The sequence below is a fragment of the Pseudomonas sp. GW822-FHT02D10 genome (assembly GCF_058802345.1).
Genome location: NZ_JBXAOB010000018.1, coordinates 60,301 through 82,982, shown reverse-complemented (window position 1 = coordinate 82,982; position 22,682 = coordinate 60,301). Strand labels below are relative to the sequence as shown.

Annotated in this window: 24 protein-coding genes and 1 pseudogene; 11 read left to right on the top strand and 14 right to left on the bottom strand. The window is 60.3% G+C overall.

Annotated elements, in window-relative coordinates:
• Positions 1-62 precede the first annotated feature (62 nt).
• Positions 63-683 carry a TetR/AcrR family transcriptional regulator gene (locus tag AC1RPZ_RS23490; protein WP_493139806.1) on the top strand — a complete coding sequence of 207 codons (621 nt, stop codon included), beginning with the start codon at positions 63-65 and terminating at the stop codon, positions 681-683.
• Positions 684-862: 179 nt separating this feature from the next.
• Here the strand turns inward: AC1RPZ_RS23490 and AC1RPZ_RS23485 are convergent, their stop codons facing one another.
• From AC1RPZ_RS23485 to AC1RPZ_RS23475, 3 genes are all read right to left on the bottom strand, one after another.
• Positions 863-1,609: a phasin family protein gene (locus AC1RPZ_RS23485; RefSeq protein WP_493139805.1), complete on the bottom strand. Its 747-nt coding sequence runs from the start codon at positions 1,607-1,609 to the stop codon at positions 863-865.
• A 10-nt stretch (positions 1,610-1,619) separates the two neighbouring features.
• Positions 1,620-2,042, bottom strand: coding sequence for a phasin family protein (locus AC1RPZ_RS23480; protein WP_493139803.1), 423 nt, complete (start codon positions 2,040-2,042; stop codon positions 1,620-1,622).
• Between the two features lie 245 nt (positions 2,043-2,287).
• Positions 2,288-2,563, bottom strand: coding sequence for a polyhydroxyalkanoic acid system family protein (locus AC1RPZ_RS23475; protein ID WP_493139802.1), 276 nt, complete (start codon positions 2,561-2,563; stop codon positions 2,288-2,290).
• Positions 2,564-2,718: 155 nt separating this feature from the next.
• On the opposite strand from AC1RPZ_RS23475, the gene ubiE reads away from it, so the two are divergent.
• The 10 genes and pseudogenes from ubiE to AC1RPZ_RS23425 all read left to right on the top strand — a co-directional run.
• Complete coding sequence (gene ubiE, locus AC1RPZ_RS23470) at positions 2,719-3,489, top strand: bifunctional demethylmenaquinone methyltransferase/2-methoxy-6-polyprenyl-1,4-benzoquinol methylase UbiE (RefSeq protein WP_007989286.1); 771 nt, start codon at positions 2,719-2,721, stop codon at positions 3,487-3,489.
• Entirely contained in the window at positions 3,489-4,112 is a 624-nt protein-coding gene (locus AC1RPZ_RS23465; protein ID WP_493139801.1) for a ubiquinone biosynthesis accessory factor UbiJ, read from the top strand. Before ubiE ends, AC1RPZ_RS23465 begins: the two co-directional genes overlap by 1 nt.
• Positions 4,109-5,713 (top strand): ubiquinone biosynthesis regulatory protein kinase UbiB, encoded by a 1,605-nt coding sequence (gene ubiB / locus AC1RPZ_RS23460; protein WP_493139799.1) that lies wholly within the window; start codon positions 4,109-4,111, stop codon positions 5,711-5,713. The genes AC1RPZ_RS23465 and ubiB overlap by 4 nt, the downstream gene beginning before the upstream one ends.
• Before the next feature lie 81 nt (positions 5,714-5,794).
• Complete coding sequence (gene hisI / locus AC1RPZ_RS23455) at positions 5,795-6,193, top strand: phosphoribosyl-AMP cyclohydrolase (protein WP_054595207.1); 399 nt, start codon at positions 5,795-5,797, stop codon at positions 6,191-6,193.
• Positions 6,186-6,518, top strand: coding sequence for a phosphoribosyl-ATP diphosphatase (locus AC1RPZ_RS23450; RefSeq protein ID WP_018929162.1), 333 nt, complete (start codon positions 6,186-6,188; stop codon positions 6,516-6,518). The genes hisI and AC1RPZ_RS23450 overlap by 8 nt, the downstream gene beginning before the upstream one ends.
• Before the next feature lie 25 nt (positions 6,519-6,543).
• A complete protein-coding gene (locus AC1RPZ_RS23445; RefSeq protein WP_493139797.1) occupies positions 6,544-6,825 on the top strand; it encodes a twin-arginine translocase TatA/TatE family subunit in 282 nt (93 codons plus the stop codon).
• A 10-nt stretch (positions 6,826-6,835) separates the two neighbouring features.
• Positions 6,836-7,297 carry a Sec-independent protein translocase protein TatB gene (gene tatB / locus AC1RPZ_RS23440; protein ID WP_493139795.1) on the top strand — a complete coding sequence of 154 codons (462 nt, stop codon included), beginning with the start codon at positions 6,836-6,838 and terminating at the stop codon, positions 7,295-7,297.
• Complete coding sequence (gene tatC, locus AC1RPZ_RS23435; protein WP_493139793.1) at positions 7,294-8,088, top strand: twin-arginine translocase subunit TatC; 795 nt, start codon at positions 7,294-7,296, stop codon at positions 8,086-8,088. The genes tatB and tatC overlap by 4 nt, the downstream gene beginning before the upstream one ends.
• Positions 8,085-8,792 carry a 16S rRNA (uracil(1498)-N(3))-methyltransferase gene (locus tag AC1RPZ_RS23430; protein WP_493139791.1) on the top strand — a complete coding sequence of 236 codons (708 nt, stop codon included), beginning with the start codon at positions 8,085-8,087 and terminating at the stop codon, positions 8,790-8,792. The genes tatC and AC1RPZ_RS23430 overlap by 4 nt, the downstream gene beginning before the upstream one ends.
• Positions 8,793-8,834: 42 nt before the next feature.
• Positions 8,835-9,233: pseudogene (locus tag AC1RPZ_RS23425) on the top strand (HAMP domain-containing protein); the annotation flags it as partial.
• A gap of 235 nt (positions 9,234-9,468) precedes the next feature.
• Here AC1RPZ_RS23425 and AC1RPZ_RS23420 read toward each other — a convergent pair.
• From AC1RPZ_RS23420 to hutI, 11 genes are all read right to left on the bottom strand, one after another.
• Entirely contained in the window at positions 9,469-10,203 is a 735-nt protein-coding gene (locus AC1RPZ_RS23420) for an amino acid ABC transporter ATP-binding protein (protein WP_054595201.1), read from the bottom strand.
• Positions 10,196-11,155: an amino acid ABC transporter permease gene (locus AC1RPZ_RS23415; RefSeq protein WP_493139790.1), complete on the bottom strand. Its 960-nt coding sequence runs from the start codon at positions 11,153-11,155 to the stop codon at positions 10,196-10,198. Before AC1RPZ_RS23415 ends, AC1RPZ_RS23420 begins: the two co-directional genes overlap by 8 nt.
• 162 nt (positions 11,156-11,317) lie before the next feature.
• A complete protein-coding gene (locus AC1RPZ_RS23410) occupies positions 11,318-12,118 on the bottom strand; it encodes a transporter substrate-binding domain-containing protein (protein WP_493139789.1) in 801 nt (266 codons plus the stop codon).
• 291 nt (positions 12,119-12,409) lie between these two features.
• Positions 12,410-14,980 carry a glucans biosynthesis glucosyltransferase MdoH gene (gene mdoH / locus AC1RPZ_RS23405; RefSeq protein WP_493139787.1) on the bottom strand — a complete coding sequence of 857 codons (2,571 nt, stop codon included), beginning with the start codon at positions 14,978-14,980 and terminating at the stop codon, positions 12,410-12,412.
• Positions 14,973-16,733 carry a glucan biosynthesis protein G gene (locus tag AC1RPZ_RS23400; protein ID WP_493139785.1) on the bottom strand — a complete coding sequence of 587 codons (1,761 nt, stop codon included), beginning with the start codon at positions 16,731-16,733 and terminating at the stop codon, positions 14,973-14,975. Before AC1RPZ_RS23400 ends, mdoH begins: the two co-directional genes overlap by 8 nt.
• A 277-nt stretch (positions 16,734-17,010) precedes the next feature.
• On the bottom strand, positions 17,011-17,448 hold the full coding sequence (gene dtd, locus AC1RPZ_RS23395) for a D-aminoacyl-tRNA deacylase (RefSeq protein ID WP_493139784.1): 438 nt from the start codon (positions 17,446-17,448) through the stop codon (positions 17,011-17,013).
• Positions 17,445-18,416, bottom strand: a complete 972-nt coding sequence (pip, locus tag AC1RPZ_RS23390; RefSeq protein WP_493139782.1) for a prolyl aminopeptidase — start codon at positions 18,414-18,416, stop codon at positions 17,445-17,447. The genes dtd and pip overlap by 4 nt, the downstream gene beginning before the upstream one ends.
• A gap of 104 nt (positions 18,417-18,520) precedes the next feature.
• Entirely contained in the window at positions 18,521-19,456 is a 936-nt protein-coding gene (locus tag AC1RPZ_RS23385) for an alpha/beta hydrolase (RefSeq protein WP_493139843.1), read from the bottom strand.
• Between the two features lie 15 nt (positions 19,457-19,471).
• On the bottom strand, positions 19,472-20,419 hold the full coding sequence (locus AC1RPZ_RS23380) for a choline ABC transporter substrate-binding protein (protein WP_493139780.1): 948 nt from the start codon (positions 20,417-20,419) through the stop codon (positions 19,472-19,474).
• Positions 20,420-20,658: 239 nt separating this feature from the next.
• Positions 20,659-21,462, bottom strand: a complete 804-nt coding sequence (hutG, locus tag AC1RPZ_RS23375; protein ID WP_493139779.1) for an N-formylglutamate deformylase — start codon at positions 21,460-21,462, stop codon at positions 20,659-20,661.
• Positions 21,463-21,472: 10 nt separating this feature from the next.
• Positions 21,473-22,678, bottom strand: coding sequence for an imidazolonepropionase (hutI, locus tag AC1RPZ_RS23370; protein WP_493139777.1), 1,206 nt, complete (start codon positions 22,676-22,678; stop codon positions 21,473-21,475).
• Positions 22,679-22,682: the final 4 nt, after the last annotated feature.

Genomic DNA, 22,682 nt, shown 5'->3' with positions numbered 1-22,682 from the left:
ACTCTCCCCGTGCCACGGCCGCAAGTGTCGGCCGTGGCCTGACGAATCACTAAGAAGACTGGATGAAAACCCGCGACCGGATTCTTGAATGTGCCCTGCTGCTGTTCAACCAAAAGGGCGAGCCGAATGTTTCCACCATGGAAGTTGCCAATGAATTGGGGATCAGCCCCGGCAATCTCTACTACCATTTTCACGGCAAGGAGCCGCTGATTCTTGGCCTGTTCGAGCGTTTTCAGAGCGAATTGACGCCGCTGCTCGACCCACCGTCGGACGTGCAACTGGCACCGGAAGATTACTGGCTGTTCCTGCACCTGATCGTCGAACGCCTGGCGCACTACCGCTTCCTGTTCCAGGACCTGTCGAACCTGGCCGGACGCCTGCCGAAACTGGCCAAGGGCATCCGCAATTTGCTCAACTCCCTCAAGCGCACACTGGCTTCGTTACTGGCGCAGTTGAAGGCTCAGGGGCAACTGGTCAGCGATACCCAGGCACTGGGACAACTGGTGGAACAGATCACCATGACCTTGCTGTTTTCCCTGGACTATCAGCGGATTCTCGATCGTGAAGGGGAAGTGCGAGTGGTGGTCTACCAGATCATGATGCTGGTGGCGCCGCACTTGCTGCCACCGGCAAAACTCGCGACCGAGCAGTTGGCGTTGCAGTATCTGGAAGAGCACGAATAACCCTGTGGGAGCGAGCTTGCTCGCGATAGCGGTCTAACAGCCAACATCAGGTTGAATGTGACGAACTCATCGCGAGCAAGCTCGCTCCCACATTGGTTCTTTGGTGTTTTTTAGAATGCACTCCCAAACAAAAACGCCCGACCTTCGCAGGCCGGGCGTTTTTGCGTGTCCCGGATTGATCAGGACTGACTGGTTGGCGCCGATGGGGCTGGCGTTACAGTCGGGGTCACAGCAGGGGTTGGCGCTGCGGCGGAGTTCGCCGAGCTGACCGGTGCTGCCGGTTTGGCGGCGGCCACTGCTGGTTTCGGTGCGGCAGCTTTCGCAGTTGCAGGCTTTTTGGTTACCGGCTTCTTCGCAGCAGCAGGCTTGGCTGCTGGCTTGGCCGCTGCAGGTTTGGCTGGCGCTTTAGCCGCTGGTTTGGCAGCCGGTTTAGCGGCAGCTTTGACCAGAGGTTTGGCGGCAGTTTTAGCGGCGGGTTTGGCTGCTGCGGTTTTAGCTGCAACAGGCGCAACCTTGGCACCGGTGAGTTTTTCGATTTGCTTGGTCAGGGTATCGACCTTGCTGTGCAGCGCTTTGACTTCATTGCGGCTTGGCACGCCAAGACGCGAAATGGCGCTGTTCAGGCGCTTGTCGAAAGCCCCTTCCAGTTCGTCCCACTTGCCCAGCGCGCGATCTTTGACACCACTGATACGCGACTTGGCCGATTGAGCGGAGTCTTTGGCAGCGTCGACCGTTTTGCCGACAGCGCTCTTGGTGAGCTTCTCGGCTTTCTCGCCATCTTTAACCAATGACTCGAAGAGTTTGCTGCCGTCAGTGTCGATCTTCGAGTACACGCCTAAACCAGCAAGCCAGATTTTGCGGGAGTAGTCTTCGACTTTCCCAATCCACGAGCTGCCCTCTTTCTCGGTGTTCTTTTTACCAGCCATCCCGTTCTCCTTAAGATTTACGCGCGACGCGTTCGAGCAATGCCGTCAGCTCATCGAGCTTGACAGAGAGTGTCTCAACGTCATGTTTAGACGGAATGCCGATACGATTCAAGGCACTTGCGACACGCGTGTCGAAAGCCTTCTCGACTTTGTCGAGTTGAACTTCGACTTTGCCTTTGAACGTGCTGACTTCGCTCTTGGCTTCATCAATCTCGGCATTGGCCGCTTCAAGCTTCTCGGCAACTACCTTTTTGCCTTTCTTTTCAACAGTCTGACCAGCTTTTACCAACTCCTGAAAGTACTCGCTGCCTTCCTGCCCGACCTTGGTGTAGGCACCCAGGCCTGCCAGCCAGATCTTGCGGGCATAGGATTTCACTTCGTTCAAAGCAGTTGGCTGAACGTCAGTTTTTTTCTTCAAAATAACTTTGGCCATGGTGCACCTCACGCGCAGAAGGTTTGAGGAACTGCCCGTCAAGCGTCGGGCTCAGGCACAACGTAATGAGAAAAATTAGAAACGGCACCCTAACAACTGACACAAACAATGCGGATGACGCAGTACTACTGTGGGAAGAGCCGGGCGACGTTCGCTTGCTCGCGATAGCTGTTCGTCATTCGACATTGATGCTGACTGATACTCCGCCATCGCGAGCAAGCTCGCTCCCACATGACAATCGCAAATCAGACCAAGGCTTTATCGAGCGCTCTTTCAATTTCCGACTTGATGGTGCCACTCATTGCTGACATCAACAGACCCAGTTCGACATCGATCTTGATCGAGGTGTCGCCTACATACACCGCGCCTTTGACTCCGGAACGCTTGAGGTTCAGGGTGTCGCCCGACCATTGAGGTACCAGACCATATTGCGCAGCCAGTTTTTCTGCCAGTTTGTCAGCCTTCTCGCGGGCTGCTTCCTTACCCAGGCCATGGGCACGCTCAACACTAATATGGGCCACTGAATGACTCCTGCTTTATCGGGACTTGCCTCAAACATTCTGACCCCTGCTGCGTCAAAACGTCCCGGCGGTTGCCTATCTTACCTTCAGCCTTGCCAAGACAAAGCATGCCTGCGGGATTAGAATGTCGCGCATTCTCTTTTGGTGACAGCGATATGACTGATCAGCGCAAAGGCAGCGATGCCGAACCCACCACTCACTTCGGCTTCAAAAACGTTCCGGAAAGCCAGAAAGCGGAAAAAGTCGCTGAGGTTTTCCACTCGGTAGCCGCCAAATACGACCTGATGAACGACCTCCTGTCGGGCGGCATGCACCGTCTGTGGAAGCGTTTCGCGATCGAACTGTCGGGCGTTCGCACCGGCAATCGCGTGCTGGACATCGCCGGCGGCACCGGCGACCTGACCCGAAAGTTCTCGCACCTGGTAGGCCCGACCGGTCAGGTGGTGCTCGCCGACATCAACGAATCCATGCTCAAGGTCGGTCGTGACCGCCTGCTGGACCTGGGTGTGGCCGGCAACGTCGAGTTCGTTCAGGCCGACGCTGAAAAGCTGCCATTCCCGGACAACCACTTCGACTGCGTGACCATCGCGTTCGGCCTGCGCAACGTCACCCACAAGGAAGACGCCCTGCGCTCCATGCTGCGGGTGCTCAAGCCGGGCGGTCGCCTGTTGGTGCTGGAGTTCTCCAAGCCGACCAATGCGCTGATGTCCAAGGCTTACGACGCCTACTCGTTCGCCTTCATGCCGTTGATGGGCAAGCTGATCACCAATGACTCGGAAAGCTATCGCTACCTGGCCGAATCGATCCGCATGCACCCGAACCAGGAAACCCTGAAGTCGATGATGGTTGAAGCCGGCTTCGACCGCGTGACCTACCACAACATGACCGCAGGCATCGTCGCCCTGCACCGTGGCATCAAGCCCTGATGTTGCTCGCCGGCCTGCTCGCCAGTGTCGAACTCGGCCTCAACCGGGTATTGCGGCTCGACAGCACGGCGCTGCCGCGTCTGGCGCATTTGAACGGCAAGGTGATTGCCGTCGATTGCCGCAGCCCGGCGTTGCAGATGTTCATTGTGCCCAGCGACGAAGGCCTGATGCTGGCGGCGCACTGGGCCGCGGATGCCGACTGCACCTTGCGCGCACCGGCCGCCAGCCTGCTCAAGCTGGCCCTGAGCAAGGACAAGACGTCGGTCCTGCATGACCCTGCCGTTGAACTCGACGGCGACAGTGGCGTGCTGCTGGAGCTGGCATCCGTCCTTCAGAGTCTGGAGCTGGACTGGGAATACGAACTCTCGCGCTGGCTCGGCCCGGTCGCCACGCAACTGCTGGGCGGTCACTTGCGCAGCCGCGCACGCTGGTATCAGCAATGTTTCACCAGCGTGAACCAGAATCTTGCCGAATACCTCGCCGAAGAATCGCGCGCCCTCGTCGGCCAGCGCGAAGCCGAAGCGCGGTTTAATGAACTGGACCAGATCAAACTCGATCTGGAACGTCTTGAGGCGCGCTTCGAGCGTCTTTCCCGATCCCTTGATCCAAGCGATAACGCATGAAGCTGCTTGCCGTCCGCCGTTTGTTGCGCATCCAGCGCGTCGTGATCCGCTACCGCCTCGATGACCTGCTGTTCGCCCTGCCACTGCCGTGGTTCCTGCTGGCGCTGCGTTATGCGCTGCCGTGGCGCTGGTTCCCGCGTAAAACCCTGGACCTGAGCCGGGGCGCGCGCTTGCGATTGGCCTTGCAGGACCTGGGGCCGATTTTCATCAAGTTCGGGCAGATTCTTTCCACCCGCCGCGACCTGCTGCCCGAAGACATCGCCGATGAGCTGATGCTGTTGCAGGACCGTGTGCCGCCGTTTGACTCGCAGGTGGCGGTCAAGCTGATCGAAGAACAGCTGGGCAAGAAGATCAGCGATGTGTTCAGCCGATTCGACATCGAGCCGCTGGCCTCGGCCTCGGTCGCGCAGGTCCATGCGGCACAGCTCAAAAGCGGCGAAGAAGTGGTGGTCAAGGTCATCCGCCCAGGCCTCAAGCCGGTCATCGCGCAAGACCTGGCCTGGCTGTTCATCCTCGCCCGTGCGGCGGAAAAACTCTCTGCCGACGCGCGACTGCTGCACCCGGTGGACGTGGTCAGCGACTACGAGAAAACCATCTTCGACGAGCTCGACCTGCTGCGCGAAGCGGCTAACGCCAGCCAGCTGAGACGCAACTTTGACGGCTCGCCGCTGCTGTACGTGCCACAAGTCTACTGGGACTGGTGCCGGCCAAAAGTGTTGGTGATGGAGCGTATCTACGGGATTCAGGTCACGGACCTGGCGACCCTCGCCGACCAGCGCACCGACATGAAAATGCTCGCTGAACGTGGCGTGGAGATCTTCTTCACCCAGGTGTTCCGCGACAGTTTCTTCCACGCCGACATGCACCCGGGCAACATCTTCGTCAGCACCGTGCAGCCGTGGAGCCCGCAGTACATTGCGATCGACTGCGGGATCGTCGGCAGCCTGACGCCTGAAGACCAGGACTATCTGGCGCGCAACCTGTTCGCGTTCTTCAAGCGCGACTACCGTCGCGTGGCCCAATTGCACATTGATTCGGGCTGGGTGCCGGCGGAAACCAAACTCAACGAATTCGAAGCAGCAATCCGTACGGTGTGCGAACCGATCTTCGAAAAACCGTTAAAAGATATTTCCTTCGGTCAGGTGCTGATGCGCCTGTTCCAGACCGCGCGACGCTTCAACATGGAAGTGCAGCCGCAGCTGGTTCTTTTGCAGAAAACCCTGCTCAACATCGAAGGCCTGGGCCGTCAGCTGTACCCGGAGCTGGACCTGTGGAACACCGCGCAGCCGTTCCTCGAACGCTGGATGCGCGAGCGCGTCAGCCCGAAAACCTTGCTGGGCAACCTGCACAACCAGGTCGAGCAACTGCCGCACCTGGCCAACATGACCCGCGACCTGCTCGATCGCATGTCGCAGCCCCACGTCGTCAACCCGCCACCGGCCTGGCACCATCGCTCGGACGACTGGTTCCTGCGCCTGCTCGGCACCGCGCATCTGGCGGGCGGCGCAATCCTGCTGGCCGGCGGCCCCCTGGACGGGCTCGGCCATTGGCCCGGCGCAATCATGGTGGCCGTAGGTTTGTATCTGATCGTTCGCCGATAGCCAGAGCCCCCAAGCACTGGCACACTGTTTCAACGCCAGGGTTCCACTACTGAAGTGTTGAACCCGCTGTCGGAGTCGAAGATGAAAGATTGGCTGGACGAGATCAAATGGGACAGCGACGGCCTGGTGCCGGCGATTGCCCAGGATCACAAAACCGGGCGCGTACTGATGATGGCCTGGATGAACCGCGAAGCGCTGGAACTGACCGCCGCCGAGAACCGCGCCATTTACTGGTCACGCTCGCGTGGCAAGCTGTGGCGCAAGGGCGAAGAGTCCGGTCACGTGCAAACCCTGCATGAGATGCGCCTGGACTGTGACGCCGACGTGATCATTCTGATGGTCGAGCAGATCGGCGACATCGCCTGTCATACCGGCCGTCAAAGCTGCTTCTACCGCGTCTATGAAAACGGTGACTGGAAGACTGTCGATCCGGTCTTGAAAGACCCGCATGCCATCTATTCGGACCACAAACATGACTGACACCCTGACCCGCCTGGCCCAGGTACTGGAAGAGCGTAAAGGCGCTGCCGCTGACAGCTCCTATGTCGCCAGTCTTTACCACAAGGGCTTGAACAAGATTCTGGAAAAAGTCGGCGAAGAATCGGTCGAGACCATCATTGCTGCCAAAGACGCCGCCATCAGCGGAGATTGCAGTGATGTAATCTATGAAACCGCTGACTTGTGGTTCCATAGTATGGTCATGCTCGCCCAACTGGGGCAGCATCCGCAGGCTGTGCTCGATGAACTGGACCGCCGCTTCGGCTTGTCCGGTCACGTCGAGAAAGCCTCGCGCCCGTCCGCCTGAATAACGATTAGAGAGGAGCAGCAACATGGGCATTTTTGACTGGAAACACTGGATCGTCATTCTGATTGTGGTGGTACTGGTATTCGGCACCAAGAAACTGAAAAACCTCGGCACTGACGTCGGCGAAACGATCAAGGGCTTTCGCAAAGCCATGAACGACGAAGAAAAGCCTGCTGAACCCGTCGTTCCGCCTACCGCTGCACAGCCAACATCGCCGGTGCAACCACAGGCTTCGACCCTGAAAGAGCCGCACACCATCGACGTGCAGGCCCATAAAGTCGAAGAGCCGACCCGCAAAGACTCGTGAGCACAGACTAATGTTCGGTATCAGCTTCTCTGAACTGCTGCTCGTCGGCCTCGTTGCCCTGCTGGTGCTGGGCCCCGAGCGTCTGCCGGGTGCTGCGCGCACTGCCGGCCTGTGGATCGGACGCCTGAAGCGCAGCTTCAATGCGATCAAAACGGAAGTTGAACGTGAAATCGGTGCCGACGAGATTCGTCGGCAACTGCACAACGAACACATTCTGTCGCTGGAGCAAGAGGCACGCAAAATCCTCAACCCGACCCAGCAGCCGACGCCGGTCGAGACGGTGGCCGAGCAGGCGATTCAAGCACCTGCGACGACCATCGAGCCGGCCCTTGTCGCTACAGCGGTCGCACCGGTTGAACCCGCTGTGCCCGTGGTTGCCGCACCTGCAACGCCTGTAGACCCTGTTGCGCCTGCCGCCGTGCCAACTGCGCCGGCTCCCCACGACCCAACACTACCGCCGCGAGCCCCATGAGCGATATCCCGGAATCCGACCAGCACATGCCGCTGGTTTCGCACCTCACCGAGTTGCGTACTCGCCTGCTGCGCTGCGTCGCGGCGATCTTCCTGATCTTCGCCGGGCTGTTCGCCTTCACCCAGCAGATCTACACCTTCGTCTCGATACCGCTGCGCCAGTACTTGCCGGCCGGCGCGACGATGATCGCCACCGACGTGTCCTCGCCGTTCCTGACGCCGTTGAAGCTGACCATGATGGTCTCGCTGTTCCTGGCGATCCCGGTGATCCTGCATCAGATCTGGGGCTTCATCGCACCGGGCCTGTACAAGCATGAGAAACGCATTGCGGTGCCACTGCTGGTCTCCAGCATCCTGTTGTTCTACACCGGCATGGCGTTCGCCTACTTTCTGGTGTTCCCGTTGATCTTCAAGTTCTTCGCCTCGGCCACTCCGGCGGGCGTGGAAATGATGACCGACATCACCAGTTACCTGGATTTCGTGATGACGCTGTTCTTCGCCTTCGGCGTGGCGTTCGAGATCCCGGTGGCCGTGGTGCTGCTGGTGTGGATCGGCGTGGTCGACGTCAAATACCTGAAGAAAATCCGTCCATACGTGGTCATCGGCTGCTTTGTGGTCGGCATGATTCTGACCCCGCCGGACATTTTCTCGCAGACCCTGCTGGCCGTGCCGATGTGGCTGTTGTTCGAGATCGGCATCCTGTTTGGCAGCCTGATCAGCAAACGTAGCGATCACACGGACGACCAGCCGGCTGACGATCACAACGACCAGCCGCCAGCGACTCAGCCGTGAACCTGCTGCTCCTCGAAGAAGCCGATTTCATCGCGGCCGACCGGGTGATCCTGCGTGATCGCCGGCTGACCCACATGCAGGAAGTGCATCGTGCGGCGGTCGGCGACAGCCTGCGGGTCGGGCGCATCGGCGGCTTGATGGGTTCAGCCGAGTTGCTGCGCCTGGACACCGATGAAGCCGAGTTGCGCGTCACCCTCGATCAGGCACCACCGGCCAAACTGCCGCTGACCCTGTTGCTGGCCCTGCCACGGCCGAAGATGCTGCGCAGAGTGTTCCAGACAGTGGCCGCCATGGGTGTGCCGCGAATCGTGCTGGTGAACAGTTATCGGGTCGAGAAAAGCTTCTGGCAGACACCGTTCCTCGAACCCGAGGCGATTCGCGAGCAAATGATCCTCGGTCTCGAACAGGCTCGCGACAGCGTGCTGCCCGAAATCGTCATCGAAAAGCGCTTCAAGCCCTTCGTCGAAGACCGCCTGCCGGCCATCGCCGACGGCACCCTCGGGCTGATCGGCCACCCCGGTCATTACCCGCCCTGCCCCCGCGGGCTGGACGAACCGGTAACCCTGGCCATCGGCCCGGAAGGTGGCTGGATCCCCTACGAAATCGACCTGCTGACCAAGGCCGGCCTGCAACCGGTACAGCTCGGCGATCGCATCCTGCGGGTTGAAACCGCCGTCACGGCCCTGCTTTCGCGCCTGTTCTAACCCCCCCCTGGCGCCACCGCCGACTACGCCGTCGCCCGCGTAGCGGAGGTCGAAAAGTCCCTGCTGCTGGCGACCGCGCTGGCGCTGGCGTTCGGCCTGCTCGCTGCCTGGGCCATCACCCGACAGATCGTCATCCCGCTGAACCAGACCCTGAAAGTCGCCGAGCGCGTAGCCGCCGGGGACCTGGCTCACAACCTCATTTCCCAACGTCGCGATGAACTCGGCCAGTTGCAACGCGCCATGCAGAGCATGACCGTCAGCCTGCGCGAACTGATCGGTGGCATCAGCGAAGGCGTAACACAGATCGCCAGCGCCGCCGAAGAGCTGTCCGCCGTGACCGAGCAGACCAGCACCGTGGCCGAAGAGATCAACCGCAGCGTGCTGAACGTGCGCGACGTCTCCGACCAGACCTCCGCCGCCAGCGAAGAAACCGCCGCCTCCAGCATCGAACTGGCGCGACTGGGCACCCATCTGCAGATGCTGGTGGGCAAGTTCAGGGTTTGAGGGGATAAACAGGTCTCGGTCCGCTCGGGACCGAGGTGATGCCATCGCGAGCAAGCTCGCTCCCACAGTGGATTTTCGGTGTGTGCACTATTTGTGCTTCACACAGGAACAATGTGGGAGCGAGCTTGGTCCGGGCGGCGTTCCGACGATAGCGGTCTGACAGGCACTGAAGTTACAGAACCTGCCGCAAAAACGCCTGCGCTCGCGGGTCTTTCGGCGCGTCGAAGAATTCGGCCGGCGAGGCATCTTCCAGCAACTTGCCGTGATCGAAGAACAGCACCCGATCCGCCACTTCCCGCGCAAAGCCCATTTCGTGGGTGACGCAGACCATGGTCATGCCTTCCACGGCCAGGGTCTTCATCACGTCCAGCACTTCGCCGACCATTTCCGGGTCCAGCGCCGAGGTCGGCTCATCGAACAGCATGACCTTCGGCTCCATGGCCAGCGCCCGGGCAATCGCCACGCGCTGCTGTTGACCACCGGAGAGGCGTGACGGGAACTCGTGGGCCTTCTGCGCGATGCCAACTTTTTCCAGCAATGCCAGGGCCTTGGCCTCACGTTCCTGCTTGCCGCGCTTGCGCACGACTTTCTGCGCCAGACAGAGGTTCTCCAGCACGGTCATGTGCGGGAACAGGTTGAAGTGCTGGAACACCATCCCGACTTCACGGCGGTAAGCGTTGACGTCGGTTTTCGGGTCGGCCAGTTGCAAGCCGTCGATACTCACCGAGCCCGAATCAAACGCTTCCAGCCCATTCAGGCAACGCAGGAAGGTCGACTTGCCGGAACCCGACGGGCCGATCACCACCAGCACTTCGCCCTTGGCCACTCGGGTGGTGACGTTGTCCACCGCGCGGACCACTTGGCCACGGGTGTCGAAGACTTTTACCAGATCGCGGACTTCAATCACTTTGCGCGAGCCTCCGCTCAAGCCGGCTGGCGATTTTCGACAGCGGCAGGTTTATCAACAGGTACAGAGCCGCCACGCAGAAGAGAATTTCGAACGGCGAGAACGAGGTGGTGATGACTTCACGGCCGCTTTTGAGCAGCTCGGTGATCGCGATCACCGACACCAGCGAAGTGTCCTTGACCAGACTGATGAATTGCCCGGCCAACGGTGGCAGCACGCGCTTGAGCGCTTGCGGCAACACCACGTGGCGCATCGATTCGCCTGCGCTCAAACCCAGCGAGCGCGCGGCTTCGTTCTGCCCACGGGCAATCGATTGCACGCCGGAACGAATGATCTCTGCCACGTAGGCGCCAGTGAACAGCGACAATGCGGCAATCCCGGCGAACTCGCGGGACAGGTTGAGCACCGTGCCGATAAAGAAATAGAAGATGAAGATCTGCACCAGCAACGGTGTGCCGCGCACCAGTTCGATGTAGACGGTCGACAGGTCGCGCAGGCTCGGGTTGCTCGACAGCCGGCAGAGGCCGGTTGCCAGGCCAATCAGCAGCCCGAGCACGCCCGACACCAGCGACAGCCACAACGTTGTCCACAGGCCCCACAACAGCGGTCCTGCCGCCCAATGCCGGGTTACGCCGACTACGTCGCCTTCCGCCACATCGTCGCCACGGGCGACTTTCAGGCTGTTGTCATCGACGGTCAGGTGTTGCTCGACCCCGGCGTCGTTGCGCAAGGTGACTTCAGCCTTGTCGCCTGTGCGCACCAGTTCGCTGACGGTGGAAATGTCCGCCGCGCGCTGAGTCTCTTCGGCGTGATAGGCGAAGTACTGCGGCACGCGATTCCAGCGCCATTCGTAGGACATCAGCGAAGTGGCGTAATACAAGGCGCCAGCCATGCCGATCAGCACCAGCACGGTTAATACGTGCCAGGGCCATTGGGCTTTTTTCTGTTTCATTTGCTTTGAAAGTTCCGAATTCTGTGTTGCCAGGGAAGCCGTCATCGCGAGCAAGCTCGCTCCCACAGGATCTGCGCTGGACACAAATGTTGTGTTCACACCGATCCACTGTGGGAGCGAGCTTGCTCGCGATTGAGGCGACGCGGTCTATCTGACCGGGCCTTATTCCATATCCTTGAGCCAGGCGGTGTCTTTGAACCACTTGTCATGGATGCGATCGTAGGTGCCGTCTTCGTGGATCTGGTGCAGGAAGTTGTTGATGAAGTTGATGCTGTCGTAGTCGCCCTTCTTCAGACCGAAGGCCAGCGGCTCATAGGTGAACGGCTTGTCGAGGAACACCAGCTTGCCGTTGCCGACCTTGTTCACCGCCACGACGTTGTAAGGCGCGTCGTAGATGAAGGCGTCAGCCTTGCCGTTGACCACGTCGAGCACGGCTTCCTGCTCGTTGTCATAGCCGTGGTATTTGGCTTTGGAGATCAACTTCCTGGCGACCATTTCGCCGGTGGTGCCGAGCTTGGAGGTGATGCGGTAGTCGGCGGTGTTCAGGTCTTTATAGGAGGTGATGGTGCCTTCCAGGTCCTTGCGGATCAGCAACGTCTGGCCGACCACGATGAACGGTTCGCTGAAGTTCAGGCGCAGGTTGCGTTCCTGGGTCAGGGTCATGCCACTGCCGATCATGTCGAACTTGTCGGTCATCAGGGCCGGGATGATCCCGTCGTAACCGGTGGACACCAACTCCAGCTTGACGCCCATGGCCTTGGCCATGGCTTTGAGGATGTCGACTTCGAATCCGATGATCTCACCGCGCTTGTTGGTCATTTCGAACGGCATGTAGGTCGGGTCCATGCCGACTTTCAGCGTGCCGCGCTTGACCGCGTCGTCGATGGCGCCGGCGGCATGTGCCGCGTTGACTGCCACCAGTGCCGTGACGCCGAGCAGCAGCATCGAGAGATACTTCTTCATCACCAAGTCCCCTATAACCCATCGTGTTGTGAGGCGTGCAAAAAGCTGATTTTCGTTTGAAAACCGACAGTTACGGACAAAAAGTTGTCCGGGCACGCCAAAGAGGGTGGCGATGCTAACGCACTCGTCCGTTTGCACAAGGGGGTGGGTGGGAAATGTTGTTTCGGGGAGGTGGAAAAACAAAAGATCGCAGCCTTCGGCAGCTCCTACGGATGTACACCCGGTAGGAGCTGCCGAAGGCTGCGATCTTTTCGAAGGCGCCCCGCTTCTAAACGAAGCGGGGCTTTTTCATCAGGCCGGGAGCGCCTGGGGCATTGCCGGTTTGAGCGGCAACAGCGGCGCATGAGGGTCGGCTTTCACCGACGCTCGCCAGGTATCCAGCCACTCGGCGTGGCCTTCGCTCCAGGCCTGCTCATGCAAGCGAGCCAACGCCACCGGATCGCTCAACAGCGCCAGACGCTCGTTATTGTTGAGTGCTGCCGGGCCGACTTTCAGCGCATGACGAACCCGTTCGATACGCAGCCACTCGATCGGCTCGGCCTGACCGTGACGCGAAGTCGCCAGCGCGCACGCCAGGGCATTCTGCTGTGGATCGACCACCGCACGGATGAAGCCGTCGTTCAGCGCGTGCCAACGGTTTTCGTGGGTGTACTGATCGGTCGCCAGCAAGGCTTGTGGCGGTGCGTATTCCTCGGGGATCAGGAACAGGCTTTCGTCACGGGATTTGAGGCCCAGCTTCACGCGGCTGGAGATCACCGACACCGGGATCGACAGCATCAACGAACCGACGATCGGTACCAGCCACCAGAGGAAGCTCGGGTTCAGCCAGATCACCAGCAAGGCCCAGAAGAAGCCCAGCAAGGTTTGCGGACCATGGCGACGCACCGCTTCGCTCCACGGCGTGGAGTCGTCGTCACGTTGTGGCGAGTTCCAGGTCGCAGCCCAGCCGAGGAACGCGGCGAGTACGAAACGGGTGTGGAAAATCATCCGTACCGGCGCCAGCAACATGGAGAACAACATCTCCAGCAGCATCGACAGCGTCACCTTGAACTTGCCACCGAACTCTTTCGCGCCCTTGGCCCAGATCAGGATGATGCTCAGCAACTTCGGCAGGAACAACAGCACGATGGTCGTCGAGAACAACGCAACGGCCTTGTCCGGGTGCCATTGTGGCCACAACGGATACAATTGTCGCGGCTCCATGAAGTACTGCGGCTCCATCAGCGTGTTGACCGCCAGCAGCGCCGTCGACAGCACCAGGAAGAAGAACCACAGCGGCGCCGAGAGGTAGGACATCACGCCGGTCAGGAACACCGCACGGTGTACCGGGTGCATACCCTTGACCAGGAACAACCGGAAGTTCATCAGGTTGCCATGACACCAGCGACGGTCACGCTTGAGTTCGTCGAGCAGGTTCGGCGGCAATTCTTCGTAGCTGCCCGGCAGATCGTAGGCAATCCACACGCCCCAGCCAGCACGGCGCATCAGCGCCGCTTCAACGAAGTCGTGGGAAAGGATCGCCCCTGCAAACGCGCCTTTACCGGGCAACGGCGCCAGGGCGCAGTGCTCGATGAACGGCTTCATGCGGATGATCGCGTTGTGGCCCCAGTAGTGGGATTCGCCCAACTGCCAGAAGTGCAGGCCGGCGGTGAACAGCGGACCGTATACCCGAGTGGCGAACTGCTGCATGCGCGCATACAGCGTATCCATGCCCGAGGCACGTGGCGCGGTCTGAATGATCCCGGCGTCCGGCGTGGCTTCCATCAAGCGCACCAGACTGGTCAGGCATTCGCCGCTCATCACGCTGTCGGCGTCGAGTACGACCATGTACTTGTAATCACCGCCCCAACGACGGCAGAAGTCGTCGAGGTTGCCGCTTTTGCGTTTCACACGACGGCGACGGCGGCGATAGAAGATCCTGCCGAAGCCCTTGGCTTCGCGGCAGACGTCCAGCCAGGCCTGCTGCTCGGCCACGCAGATGTCGCTGTCGTTACTGTCGCTGAGGACGAAGAAGTCGAAACGGTCCAGATCACCGGTGGCGGCGACCGACTCGAAGGTCGCGCGCAAACCGGCGAACACTCGCGGTACGTCTTCGTTGCAGATCGGCATCACCAACGCGGTGCGAGCGTCCTTGGGAATCGGCTCGTTACCGGCGCTCGCGCCGGAAATGCGGTATTTGTCGTGCCCGGTGAGCAACTCGAGGAAGCCCATCAGTGCCGTCCAGAAACCGGCCGACACCCAGCAGAACAGAATCCCGAACAGAATCAGGATGCTGGTTTGCAAGGCATACGGCAGCACTTGCGTGGCCGTCTGGATCAGCGGTTGGTGCAGGACTTCGTTGAGATCGACGAACGACCAGCCCTGGTACGGCATGATGCCTTTCATGTACCAGCCCGCAACAATGGTCTGGCCCAGCATCAACACCAGCAGAATATAACGGCGGATCGAGCCGACGGTGCGCCAGCGAGCCGCCGGCAGCACGCGCTCATCCTTCGGCGGCGCCGGAGGATTGGTGCGGCCGGTCAGCCGACGCCAGCCACGCACCAGGATATTGGTACGCCATGGCTCCGGCACGACTTTGGTCCGACGAATCGGTGGGGTTGCCTTCAGGCAAACCCGACCGCTGGCGTCGAGCGCCAGCATCTCGGCCTCTTCAAGCTCCTCGGCGGAGTTGAGGGTCAGCCGACGGCCAACCGAGGCTTGCGCAGCCTCGCTCGGCGCGTCGAAGGTCGAAGACGACAGGCGTTCATGCAGCTCGCTGAAGGAGTTGCAGCCCGCCAGTGTAGCGCGCTGCTCATCCGTCATCGGCAGGTGCGCCAGATACTCGCTGAGAGTCTCTGGCTGTACTTGGGAATTACTCATCGGCTGGCAACTGGTAGCTCCAGGTCTCGGTCAGCACTTGTTCAGTCGTGGCTGCATCCGGGGCAGGAGGTGTGGCAGGGGCTGCTTCGGCAGCGGCAGGCTGCTTGGCTTCTTTGTCTTTCTTGTCGAGCTTCTCTTGTTGTTTGGCGGCGATTTTATCGGCCTTGGCAACGGAAGAATTGGCGTTCGCCACCGGGGCCTTGACCGGCTCAGGGACTACGATGTCCTTGACCAGTGCAGCACGCATCTCAGTGGACTTGCTCGAATCCTTGATCTTCATACGCAGCGTCAGGCGCCAGCCCTGGGTTTCAGGGTTGTAGCGCACGCTGTTCTCAACCACTTCGGCGTTGTCACCCACACTGACCTGGCTGCGAATCGGCGCGTCTTCTGGCAGTGCCTTGAGGGACGGCCCAGTGAAGTCCACCAGGTAAGCAACGCTACCGTCCGGCTGACGGATCAGGTTCGACTGCTTCACGTCACCGGTGGAACGCAGGGTCTGTTGAACCCAGGCGCTGTCCGGCGAATGCAGGGCTGCTTCGTCGATGGTCCAGTGCAGACGGTAGGCGAAGTCCAGCGGCTGACCTGGCTCAGGCAGTTTTTCCGGGCTCCAGAACGCAACGATGTTGTCGTTGGTTTCGTCGGCAGTCGGGATCTCTACGAGGTCGACCGTGCCTTTGCCCCAGTCGCCTTTTGGCTCGATCCAGGCGCTTGGGCGCTTGTCGTAGCGGTCATCGAGGTCTTCGTAGTGGCTGAAATCACGACCCCGTTGCAGCAGACCGAAACCACGCGGGTTCTCAACCGAGAAATTGCTCACGGCCAGATGTTTCGGGTTGTTCAGTGGGCGCCAGACCCACTCGCCGTTGCCGGCATGGATCGACAGACCGCTGGAGTCGTGCAGTTCGCGACGGTAGTTGAGGACTTTCGACGGCTGGTTGGCGCCGAACAGGAACATGCTGGTCAGTGGAGCGATGCCCAGCTTGCTGACCTTGTCACGCAGGAACATCTGCGCCTTGACGTCGACAATGGTGTCGCTGCCCGGACGCAGGGTCAGGCGGTAGGCACCGGTGGCGCGCGGCGAGTCCAGCAGGGCGTAGATCACCAGGTGCTTGTCGGTCGGCTTGGGTTGTGCAATCCAGAACTCGGTGAAACGCGGGAACTCTTCGCCGGACGGCAGCGCAGTGTCGATCGCCAGGCCACGCGCGGACAGGCCATAGGTGTGGCCCTTACCGACGACGCGGAAGTAGCTCGCGCCGAGCATGGTCATGATTTCGTCTTGCTTGTCGGCCTTGTTGATCGGGTACAGCACACGAAAGCCCGCATAACCCAGCTGTTCGGTGGCTTTAGGATCGAACTTCACGTCGCCGAAATCGAAACGACTCGGGTCGTACTTGATCTCTTCAACGCTGTTGGCAGTGATTTCGTTGATCTTCACCGGCGTGTCGAAGTGCATGCCCTGGTGATAAAACGACAGCTTGAACGGGGTTTTCTGATCGGCCCATTCGGCTTTTTCGGTCAGGAAACGAATTTTCTGATAGTCCGCGAATTTCATGTCACGGAATTCGTTCGGCAGATTGCTGCGCGGGGCTTCGTATTTTTGCCCGGCCTTCTCTTTTGCCTTGGCCGACACATCATCCAGATTGAATGCCCAAAGCTGGCCAGCGCTGAGCAGGCAAAGCAAGGCAGAGCCCGTCACCAGTGCGTTTCGTAACCGTTTGGCAGACAATTTTGGTGCATTACAGGGACTAACAATCACGAGCAACCCTCGCCGAAAACAGATCAAAAAACCAACGGCTAGCTATCTATGTGCCAGGTTGGCGAGCATTGTTCCGACTCCGATGGGCCTAAATGATTCCCCAAACGGTTCCGGACAAGTCTCTACCTAAGTCAAAAATGGGCCAACGAACGCTGATCCCCGTAGCGCGGGATTATCTAGTAGGCCGCGTTACAACGCATCAGGGGTAACAAAGTATTTATCGCGAAAAACCCCTGTTTTCGACCGAAACACGCCTGAAAAGATGTTTCAGGCGCTTTCAGGTCTGTAACAGGAAGGTTACCGGGCCATCATTGACCAGATGCACCTGCATGTCCGCTCCAAATTTCCCTGATGCCACTTTGCCATGCAACTGTCGCGCCTTGGCCACTATATAGTCAAAAAGCTCTTCTCCCAGCGCCGGTGGGGCCGCGGTAGAAAAGCTCGGACGCAAACCATTTTTGGTATCGGCGGCCAGGGTGAACTGCGAGACCAACAACAAACCACCGCCGACATCGGCCAAGGACAGGTTCATCTTGCCCTCGGCGTCACTGAATACCCGATAGTTAAGCAGCTTGTGCAGGAGTTTGTCGGCGCTGGCCCGAGTGTCTTGCGGTTCGACCGCCACCAGCACCAGCAAACCCTGGTCTACCGCGCCAACAATTTCCCCCGCCACTTCGACGCGCGCGCCACGCACGCGCTGTAACAGGCCCTTCACGCTTCTTCAGGCGGCAGATCAAGCAAACGCCGGGCCATCTGGCTGGCCGCGCGCACCAGTGCATCGGTGATGCCCGGCTCGGACGCCGCATGCCCGGCATCGCGGATCACCTGCAGTTCGCTGTTCGGCCAGGCTTGATGCAGTTCCCAGGCGTTATCCAGCGGGCAGATCACGTCGTAACGGCCGTGGACGATGACACCCGGCAAATGGGCGATCTTGCCCATGTCGCGAATCAGCTGGTTCGGCTCAAGGAAAGCGTTGTTGGTGAAGTAGTGGCATTCAATCCGGGCGATCGACAGCGCGCGCTGCGGCTCGGAGAAGCGCTCGACCACCATCGGGTTCGGACGCAGGGTGGCCGTTCGGCCTTCCCAGGTCGACCAGGCCTTGGCCGCGTGCATCTGGGCAATCTGGTCGTTGCCGGTCAGGCGCTTGTGGAAAGCATTGAGCAGGTCGTCGCGCTCATCCGCAGGGATCGGCGCGATGTAGTCCTGCCAGTAATCCGGGAACAGACGGCTCGCGCCGGCCTGATAGAACCATTCGATTTCCTGCGGACGGCAGAGAAAGATCCCGCGCAGAATCAGACCGTGCACACGCTCAGGGTGGGTTTGCGCGTAGGCCAACGCCAGGGTCGAACCCCAGGAGCCGCCGAACAGCACCCATTTTTCAATGCCCAAGTGCTGGCGAATTCGCTCAAGGTCGGCGACCAGATCCCAGGTGGTGTTGTTTTCCAGGCTGGCATGCGGGGTGGAACGACCGCAACCGCGCTGATCGAAGGTAACAATGCGGTACAGGTTCGGATCAAAGTAGCACCGACTCTGTGCATCACAACCCGCCCCCGGGCCGCCGTGAATAAACACCACCGGCAAACCTTCCGGTGAACCACTTTCGTCGACGTACAGCGTGTGTGTTTCATCGACAGCCAGATCGTGCCGGGCGTGGGGTTTGATCTGTGGGTACAAAGTCTGCATTGCGCGCTCCGTAAGGGGTCGAGGTCATCCCTGGGGGGACTTCTATTATTCTGCCGTCCGGCATCATAAACCCGAATTACGTCAATGAGCATGCCCGCGAAAAATCAGACTTCGCTTACAAGAAACCGATGCAAATACGCCAACAGGTTTTCATACAGCAGATCCACTTCCGCAACCTGGCCGCGACCGCGCAAACAGCCGTGAATCAGCCCTTTGCCTGAATACAGACCGACCTCGCCCCCTGCGGCTTCAAGTCGCTGGGCATAATTGACGCCGTCGTCGCGCAGCGGGTCGAACTGCGCGACGGCGATCATCGTCGGTGGCAAACCGCTGAAATCATCAGCGAGCAATGGCATGGCGTAGGCCGACGGTTGCCGCGCACCGCGCAAGTACAACGCGTGATAGCAGTCCAGGTCGCTGCTGCTGAGGAGCGGCGCGTTGGCACATTCGCTGCGCGATGGGAGCCTGGCGTCACCGCCCAGTCCTGGATAGATCAAGACTTGCGCGCAGGGCAAGCGCTCGCCCCGGTCACGCAGCGCCAGACACAACGCGGCGGCCAGATTGCCGCCGGCGCTGTCACCGGCTACCAGCATCCGCCCAGCGTCCAGCGCAAACGGGCTCGCCCCCGCGCACAGTGCTCGCCATACGCTCAGGCAGTCATCGAACGCCGCCGGAAATGGATGCTCCGGTGCCAGTCGGTAATCAACAGCAATCACCAACACGCCCAGAACCATCGCCAGTTCGGCGCAGATGAAATCGTGCGAATCCAGATCCCCCACCACCCAGCCACCGCCGTGCAGATACACAATGCACGGCCAGCCCGAATCCGGCGCTGAAACCGCTGGCTGGTAGGCGCGTACCGAAACACCTTCCAGCCTGAAGTCGGCAACCTCCAGCCCCTCCGGCCGAGCAGGGGTAAATGCCCGGCACATTTGACTGTAGGCCTGACGCAGCCCGTTCAGGCTGCTGTCAGTGCTGTTGAAGCTGAGGGTTCTCTCGACAAATGCCGAGAGCTGCGCAGAGATCGGATAGTCAGGCATAAGGTTCTCGGCCATTCAGAGTTTCAGGCTGGCCTGTACCGCCTTCACACCGTCCTTGCCATCGAAACTGCTGACGCCCGCCAACCAACGCTGAAGATCCTCAGGGTGATCACGCAGCCACTGCCGGGCGACATCCTGGGCAGTCTTGCGCTCCATGATCGGCACCATCAACTGGCTTTCCTGAGCGGCGGTAAACGTCAGGTTTTCCAGCAGATGGTTCACATTGGGGCAACGCTGAGCATAATCCGGCGCGGTCACGGTCGAGACGGTCGCAGCACCTTCGTTAGGGCCGTAGACATCGTCGCTGCCGGTCAGGTAGTTGATCTTCATGTTGATGTTCATCGGATGCGGGGTCCAGCCGACGAACACCACGAACTCCTTGCGATTGACCGCACGCTGCACGGCGGCAAGCATGCCGGCTTCACCGGATTCGATCAGCTTGAAGTCCTTGAGGCCAAAGTGATTGGTCTCGATCATGGTTTTGATGGTGGTGTTGGCGCCGCTGCCCGGTTCGATACCGTAGATTTTGGCGCCCAGTTTATCTTTGAATTTGGCGATATCGCCGAAGGTTTTCAGACCCGCCGCCGCGACATAGTCAGGCACCGCGAGGGTAGCCTGCGCATCAGACAGGCTGGGTTTGTCCATGACTTTGAGTTGATTGGCGGCGATGAACGGCGCGATGTTCTTGTCCATCGCCGGCTTCCAGTAGCCGAGGAAGATATCCAGGCGTTTGTCGCGGATGCCGGCAAAGATGATTTGCTGCACGGCGCTGGTTTGCTTGCTTTCGTAGCCAAGCCCATTGAGCAAGACATCGGCCATGCCACTGGTGGCGATCACATCGGTCCAGTTGACCACACCCATGCGCACGGACTGGCAGGAGGCCGGTTCGCTGGCAAAGGTGTTGGCGCTCAGAAGTGCGGTGCCGGTAAGGACTAACAGACAGCGGTTGAACAGTCGTTTCATCGGGAAGGCTCGCTCGGCAGCAGGTTATTGTGGGCCCGGTGTCTTCGTGCACCGTGCCCACAACGTTACTCAGCGTCTGAACGACAAAAGCGCCCTGAGGCGACCGTGTCTTGCACGGTGGCGACTGCCCGAAAAGATCGCAGCCTGCGGCAGCTCCTACGGGATCGTGGTTCAACACAAATTGCATACCCACCGACAACTCCGCGTAGGAGCTGCCGCAGGCTGCGATCTTTTGATCTTCACACCCCGAAACGCTTCTGTCCCCAGGCCAACAACCCTTGCAGCAGCTCTTTGAGCACCACTTGCGTCGGCGCCGCCAGGTCCGGCCGATAGCGGAACGGTTCGACCTCTTCCATGTACGTGCACTGCCCCAGCTCCAGTTGCACCGCGTGGATGTTCTCGTCCGGGTTGCCGTAATGACGGGTGATGTGGCCGCCCTTGAAGCGCCCGTTGAGCACATGACTGTAGTCTGGATGCCGGGCGCAGATGGCTTCCAGCTGGCTGGCCAACTGTGGATCGCAACTGGCCCCATTGAAGGTGCCGAGGTTGAAGTCCGGCAGCTTGCCGTCGAACAGGTGCGGGATCACCGAACGGATCGAGTGCGCATCGAACAGCAGCGCATAACCGAACTCGGCCTTCAGCCGCGCCAGCTCTTGCTGCAGGGTGCTGTGGTACGGCGTCCAGACTTTCTCCAGATAGGTCGCACGCTCCTCGACCGACGGCTCCAGCCCTTCGCGGAACAACGGCACGCCGTCGAACAAAGTCGCCGGGTACAGGCCGGTCGTCGCACCGACATACAACGGCTTGTCGTCGGACGGCCGGTTGAGGTCGATGACGAACCGCGAATACTCGGCGGCCAGGGTGCTGGCGCCCAGCTCGGCGGCGAATTCGTAGAGCGTGGGAATGTGCCAGTCGGTGTCCGGCAGGCTTTGCGCCTCGGGGATCAACCCGGCTTCAACCGCAGGCGTCAGACGCACCCCAGCGTGAGGCATGCTGATCAGCAGCGGCACCCGGCCTTGTTTGAAGTTCAGAACCTTATCCACAACTGCTCTCCTATAACTCGACTTCAACGCCGTGACGCACGACGCGTTTTTCCAGGTCACCGCCCAACCAGTACGACAAGTCAGCCGGACGATCGATCTGCCAGGCCACGAAGTCAGCGACTTTGCCGACTTCGAGCGAGCCATGGGTGTGCTCCATACCCAGTGCCGTGGCGGCGTGAAGGGTCGCCCCGGCCAAAGCCTCTTCCGGGGTCATGCGGAAACAGGTGCAAGCCATGTTCAACATCAAGCGAACCGACAACGCCGGCGAGGTGCCGGGGTTGAGGTCGCTGGCGATGGCGATTTTCACCCCGTGCTTGCGCAAGGCATCCATCGGGGGCAATTGGGTTTCCCGCAGGAAGTAGAAGGCCCCCGGCAGCAGCACGGCAACGGTGCCGGAGGCGGCCATGGCAATGGCGTCGTCTTCGGTCATGAACTCCAGATGATCGGCCGACAACGCGTGATAACGCGCCGCCAGGCTGGAACCGTGCAGGGACGACAGCTGCTCGGCGTGCAGCTTCACCGGCAAACCGAGTGTCTGTGCGGCAACGAACACCCGCTCGACCTGCGCAGGCGAAAACGCCAGGTATTCGCAAAACGCATCCACCGCATCCACCAGACCTTCGGCAGCCAGCGCCGGCAGCATCTCGGCGCAGATATGGTCGATGTAGTCGTCCGCGCGGTCGGCGTATTCCGGTGGCAAGGCGTGAGCGGCCAGGCAGGTGCTGCGCACGCTGATCGGCAGTTCAGCGCCGAGGCGACGGATCACCCGCAGGATCTTCCGCTCGCTGGCCAGGTCGAGGCCATAACCGGATTTCATCTCGATGCTGGTCACACCATCACGTATCAGGCTTTTCAGGCGTTTCTTCGCGCTGGCGAACAGCTCGTCCTCGGTCGCCGCACGGGTCGCGCGCACGGTGCTGGCAATGCCGCCACCAGCGGCTGCAATCTCCGCATAACTCACGCCTTGCAGACGCTGCTCGAACTCGCCGCTGCGGTTGCCACCGAACACCGTGTGGGTGTGGCAGTCGATCAGGCCCGGGGTGACCCAGGCCCCCGCGAGGTCATGGACCTCGGGGTATTCGCCGGACGGCAGTTCGCTACGTGGGCCGATCCACTCAATGTGCGCTCCTGACGTCACGATGGCGGCATCCTCGATGATCGAGTAAGTGCCCTGCGCCATGCTTGCAACGTGGCAGTGTTGCCAGAGAGTTTTCATCCGA

Bases quoted from the DNA above. Each gene is read 5' to 3' on its own strand.
- AC1RPZ_RS23490 (WP_493139806.1), top strand. From the start codon at position 63: ATGAAAACCCGCGACCGGATTCTTGAATGTGCCCTGCTGCTGTTCAAC.
- AC1RPZ_RS23485 (WP_493139805.1), bottom strand. From the start codon at position 1,609: ATGGCTGGTAAAAAGAACACCGAGAAAGAGGGCAGCTCGTGGATTGGG.
- AC1RPZ_RS23480 (WP_493139803.1), bottom strand. From the start codon at position 2,042: ATGGCCAAAGTTATTTTGAAGAAAAAAACTGACGTTCAGCCAACTGCT.
- ubiE (WP_007989286.1), top strand. From the start codon at position 2,719: ATGACTGATCAGCGCAAAGGCAGCGATGCCGAACCCACCACTCACTTC.
- AC1RPZ_RS23465 (WP_493139801.1), top strand. From the start codon at position 3,489: ATGTTGCTCGCCGGCCTGCTCGCCAGTGTCGAACTCGGCCTCAACCGG.
- ubiB (WP_493139799.1), top strand. From the start codon at position 4,109: ATGAAGCTGCTTGCCGTCCGCCGTTTGTTGCGCATCCAGCGCGTCGTG.
- hisI (WP_054595207.1), top strand. From the start codon at position 5,795: ATGAAAGATTGGCTGGACGAGATCAAATGGGACAGCGACGGCCTGGTG.
- AC1RPZ_RS23450 (WP_018929162.1), top strand. From the start codon at position 6,186: ATGACTGACACCCTGACCCGCCTGGCCCAGGTACTGGAAGAGCGTAAA.
- AC1RPZ_RS23445 (WP_493139797.1), top strand. From the start codon at position 6,544: ATGGGCATTTTTGACTGGAAACACTGGATCGTCATTCTGATTGTGGTG.
- tatB (WP_493139795.1), top strand. From the start codon at position 6,836: ATGTTCGGTATCAGCTTCTCTGAACTGCTGCTCGTCGGCCTCGTTGCC.
- tatC (WP_493139793.1), top strand. From the start codon at position 7,294: ATGAGCGATATCCCGGAATCCGACCAGCACATGCCGCTGGTTTCGCAC.
- AC1RPZ_RS23415 (WP_493139790.1), bottom strand. From the start codon at position 11,155: ATGAAACAGAAAAAAGCCCAATGGCCCTGGCACGTATTAACCGTGCTG.
- AC1RPZ_RS23410 (WP_493139789.1), bottom strand. From the start codon at position 12,118: ATGAAGAAGTATCTCTCGATGCTGCTGCTCGGCGTCACGGCACTGGTG.
- mdoH (WP_493139787.1), bottom strand. From the start codon at position 14,980: ATGAGTAATTCCCAAGTACAGCCAGAGACTCTCAGCGAGTATCTGGCG.
- pip (WP_493139782.1), bottom strand. From the start codon at position 18,416: ATGCAGACTTTGTACCCACAGATCAAACCCCACGCCCGGCACGATCTG.
- AC1RPZ_RS23385 (WP_493139843.1), bottom strand. From the start codon at position 19,456: ATGCCTGACTATCCGATCTCTGCGCAGCTCTCGGCATTTGTCGAGAGA.
- AC1RPZ_RS23380 (WP_493139780.1), bottom strand. From the start codon at position 20,419: ATGAAACGACTGTTCAACCGCTGTCTGTTAGTCCTTACCGGCACCGCA.
- hutI (WP_493139777.1), bottom strand. From the start codon at position 22,678: ATGAAAACTCTCTGGCAACACTGCCACGTTGCAAGCATGGCGCAGGGC.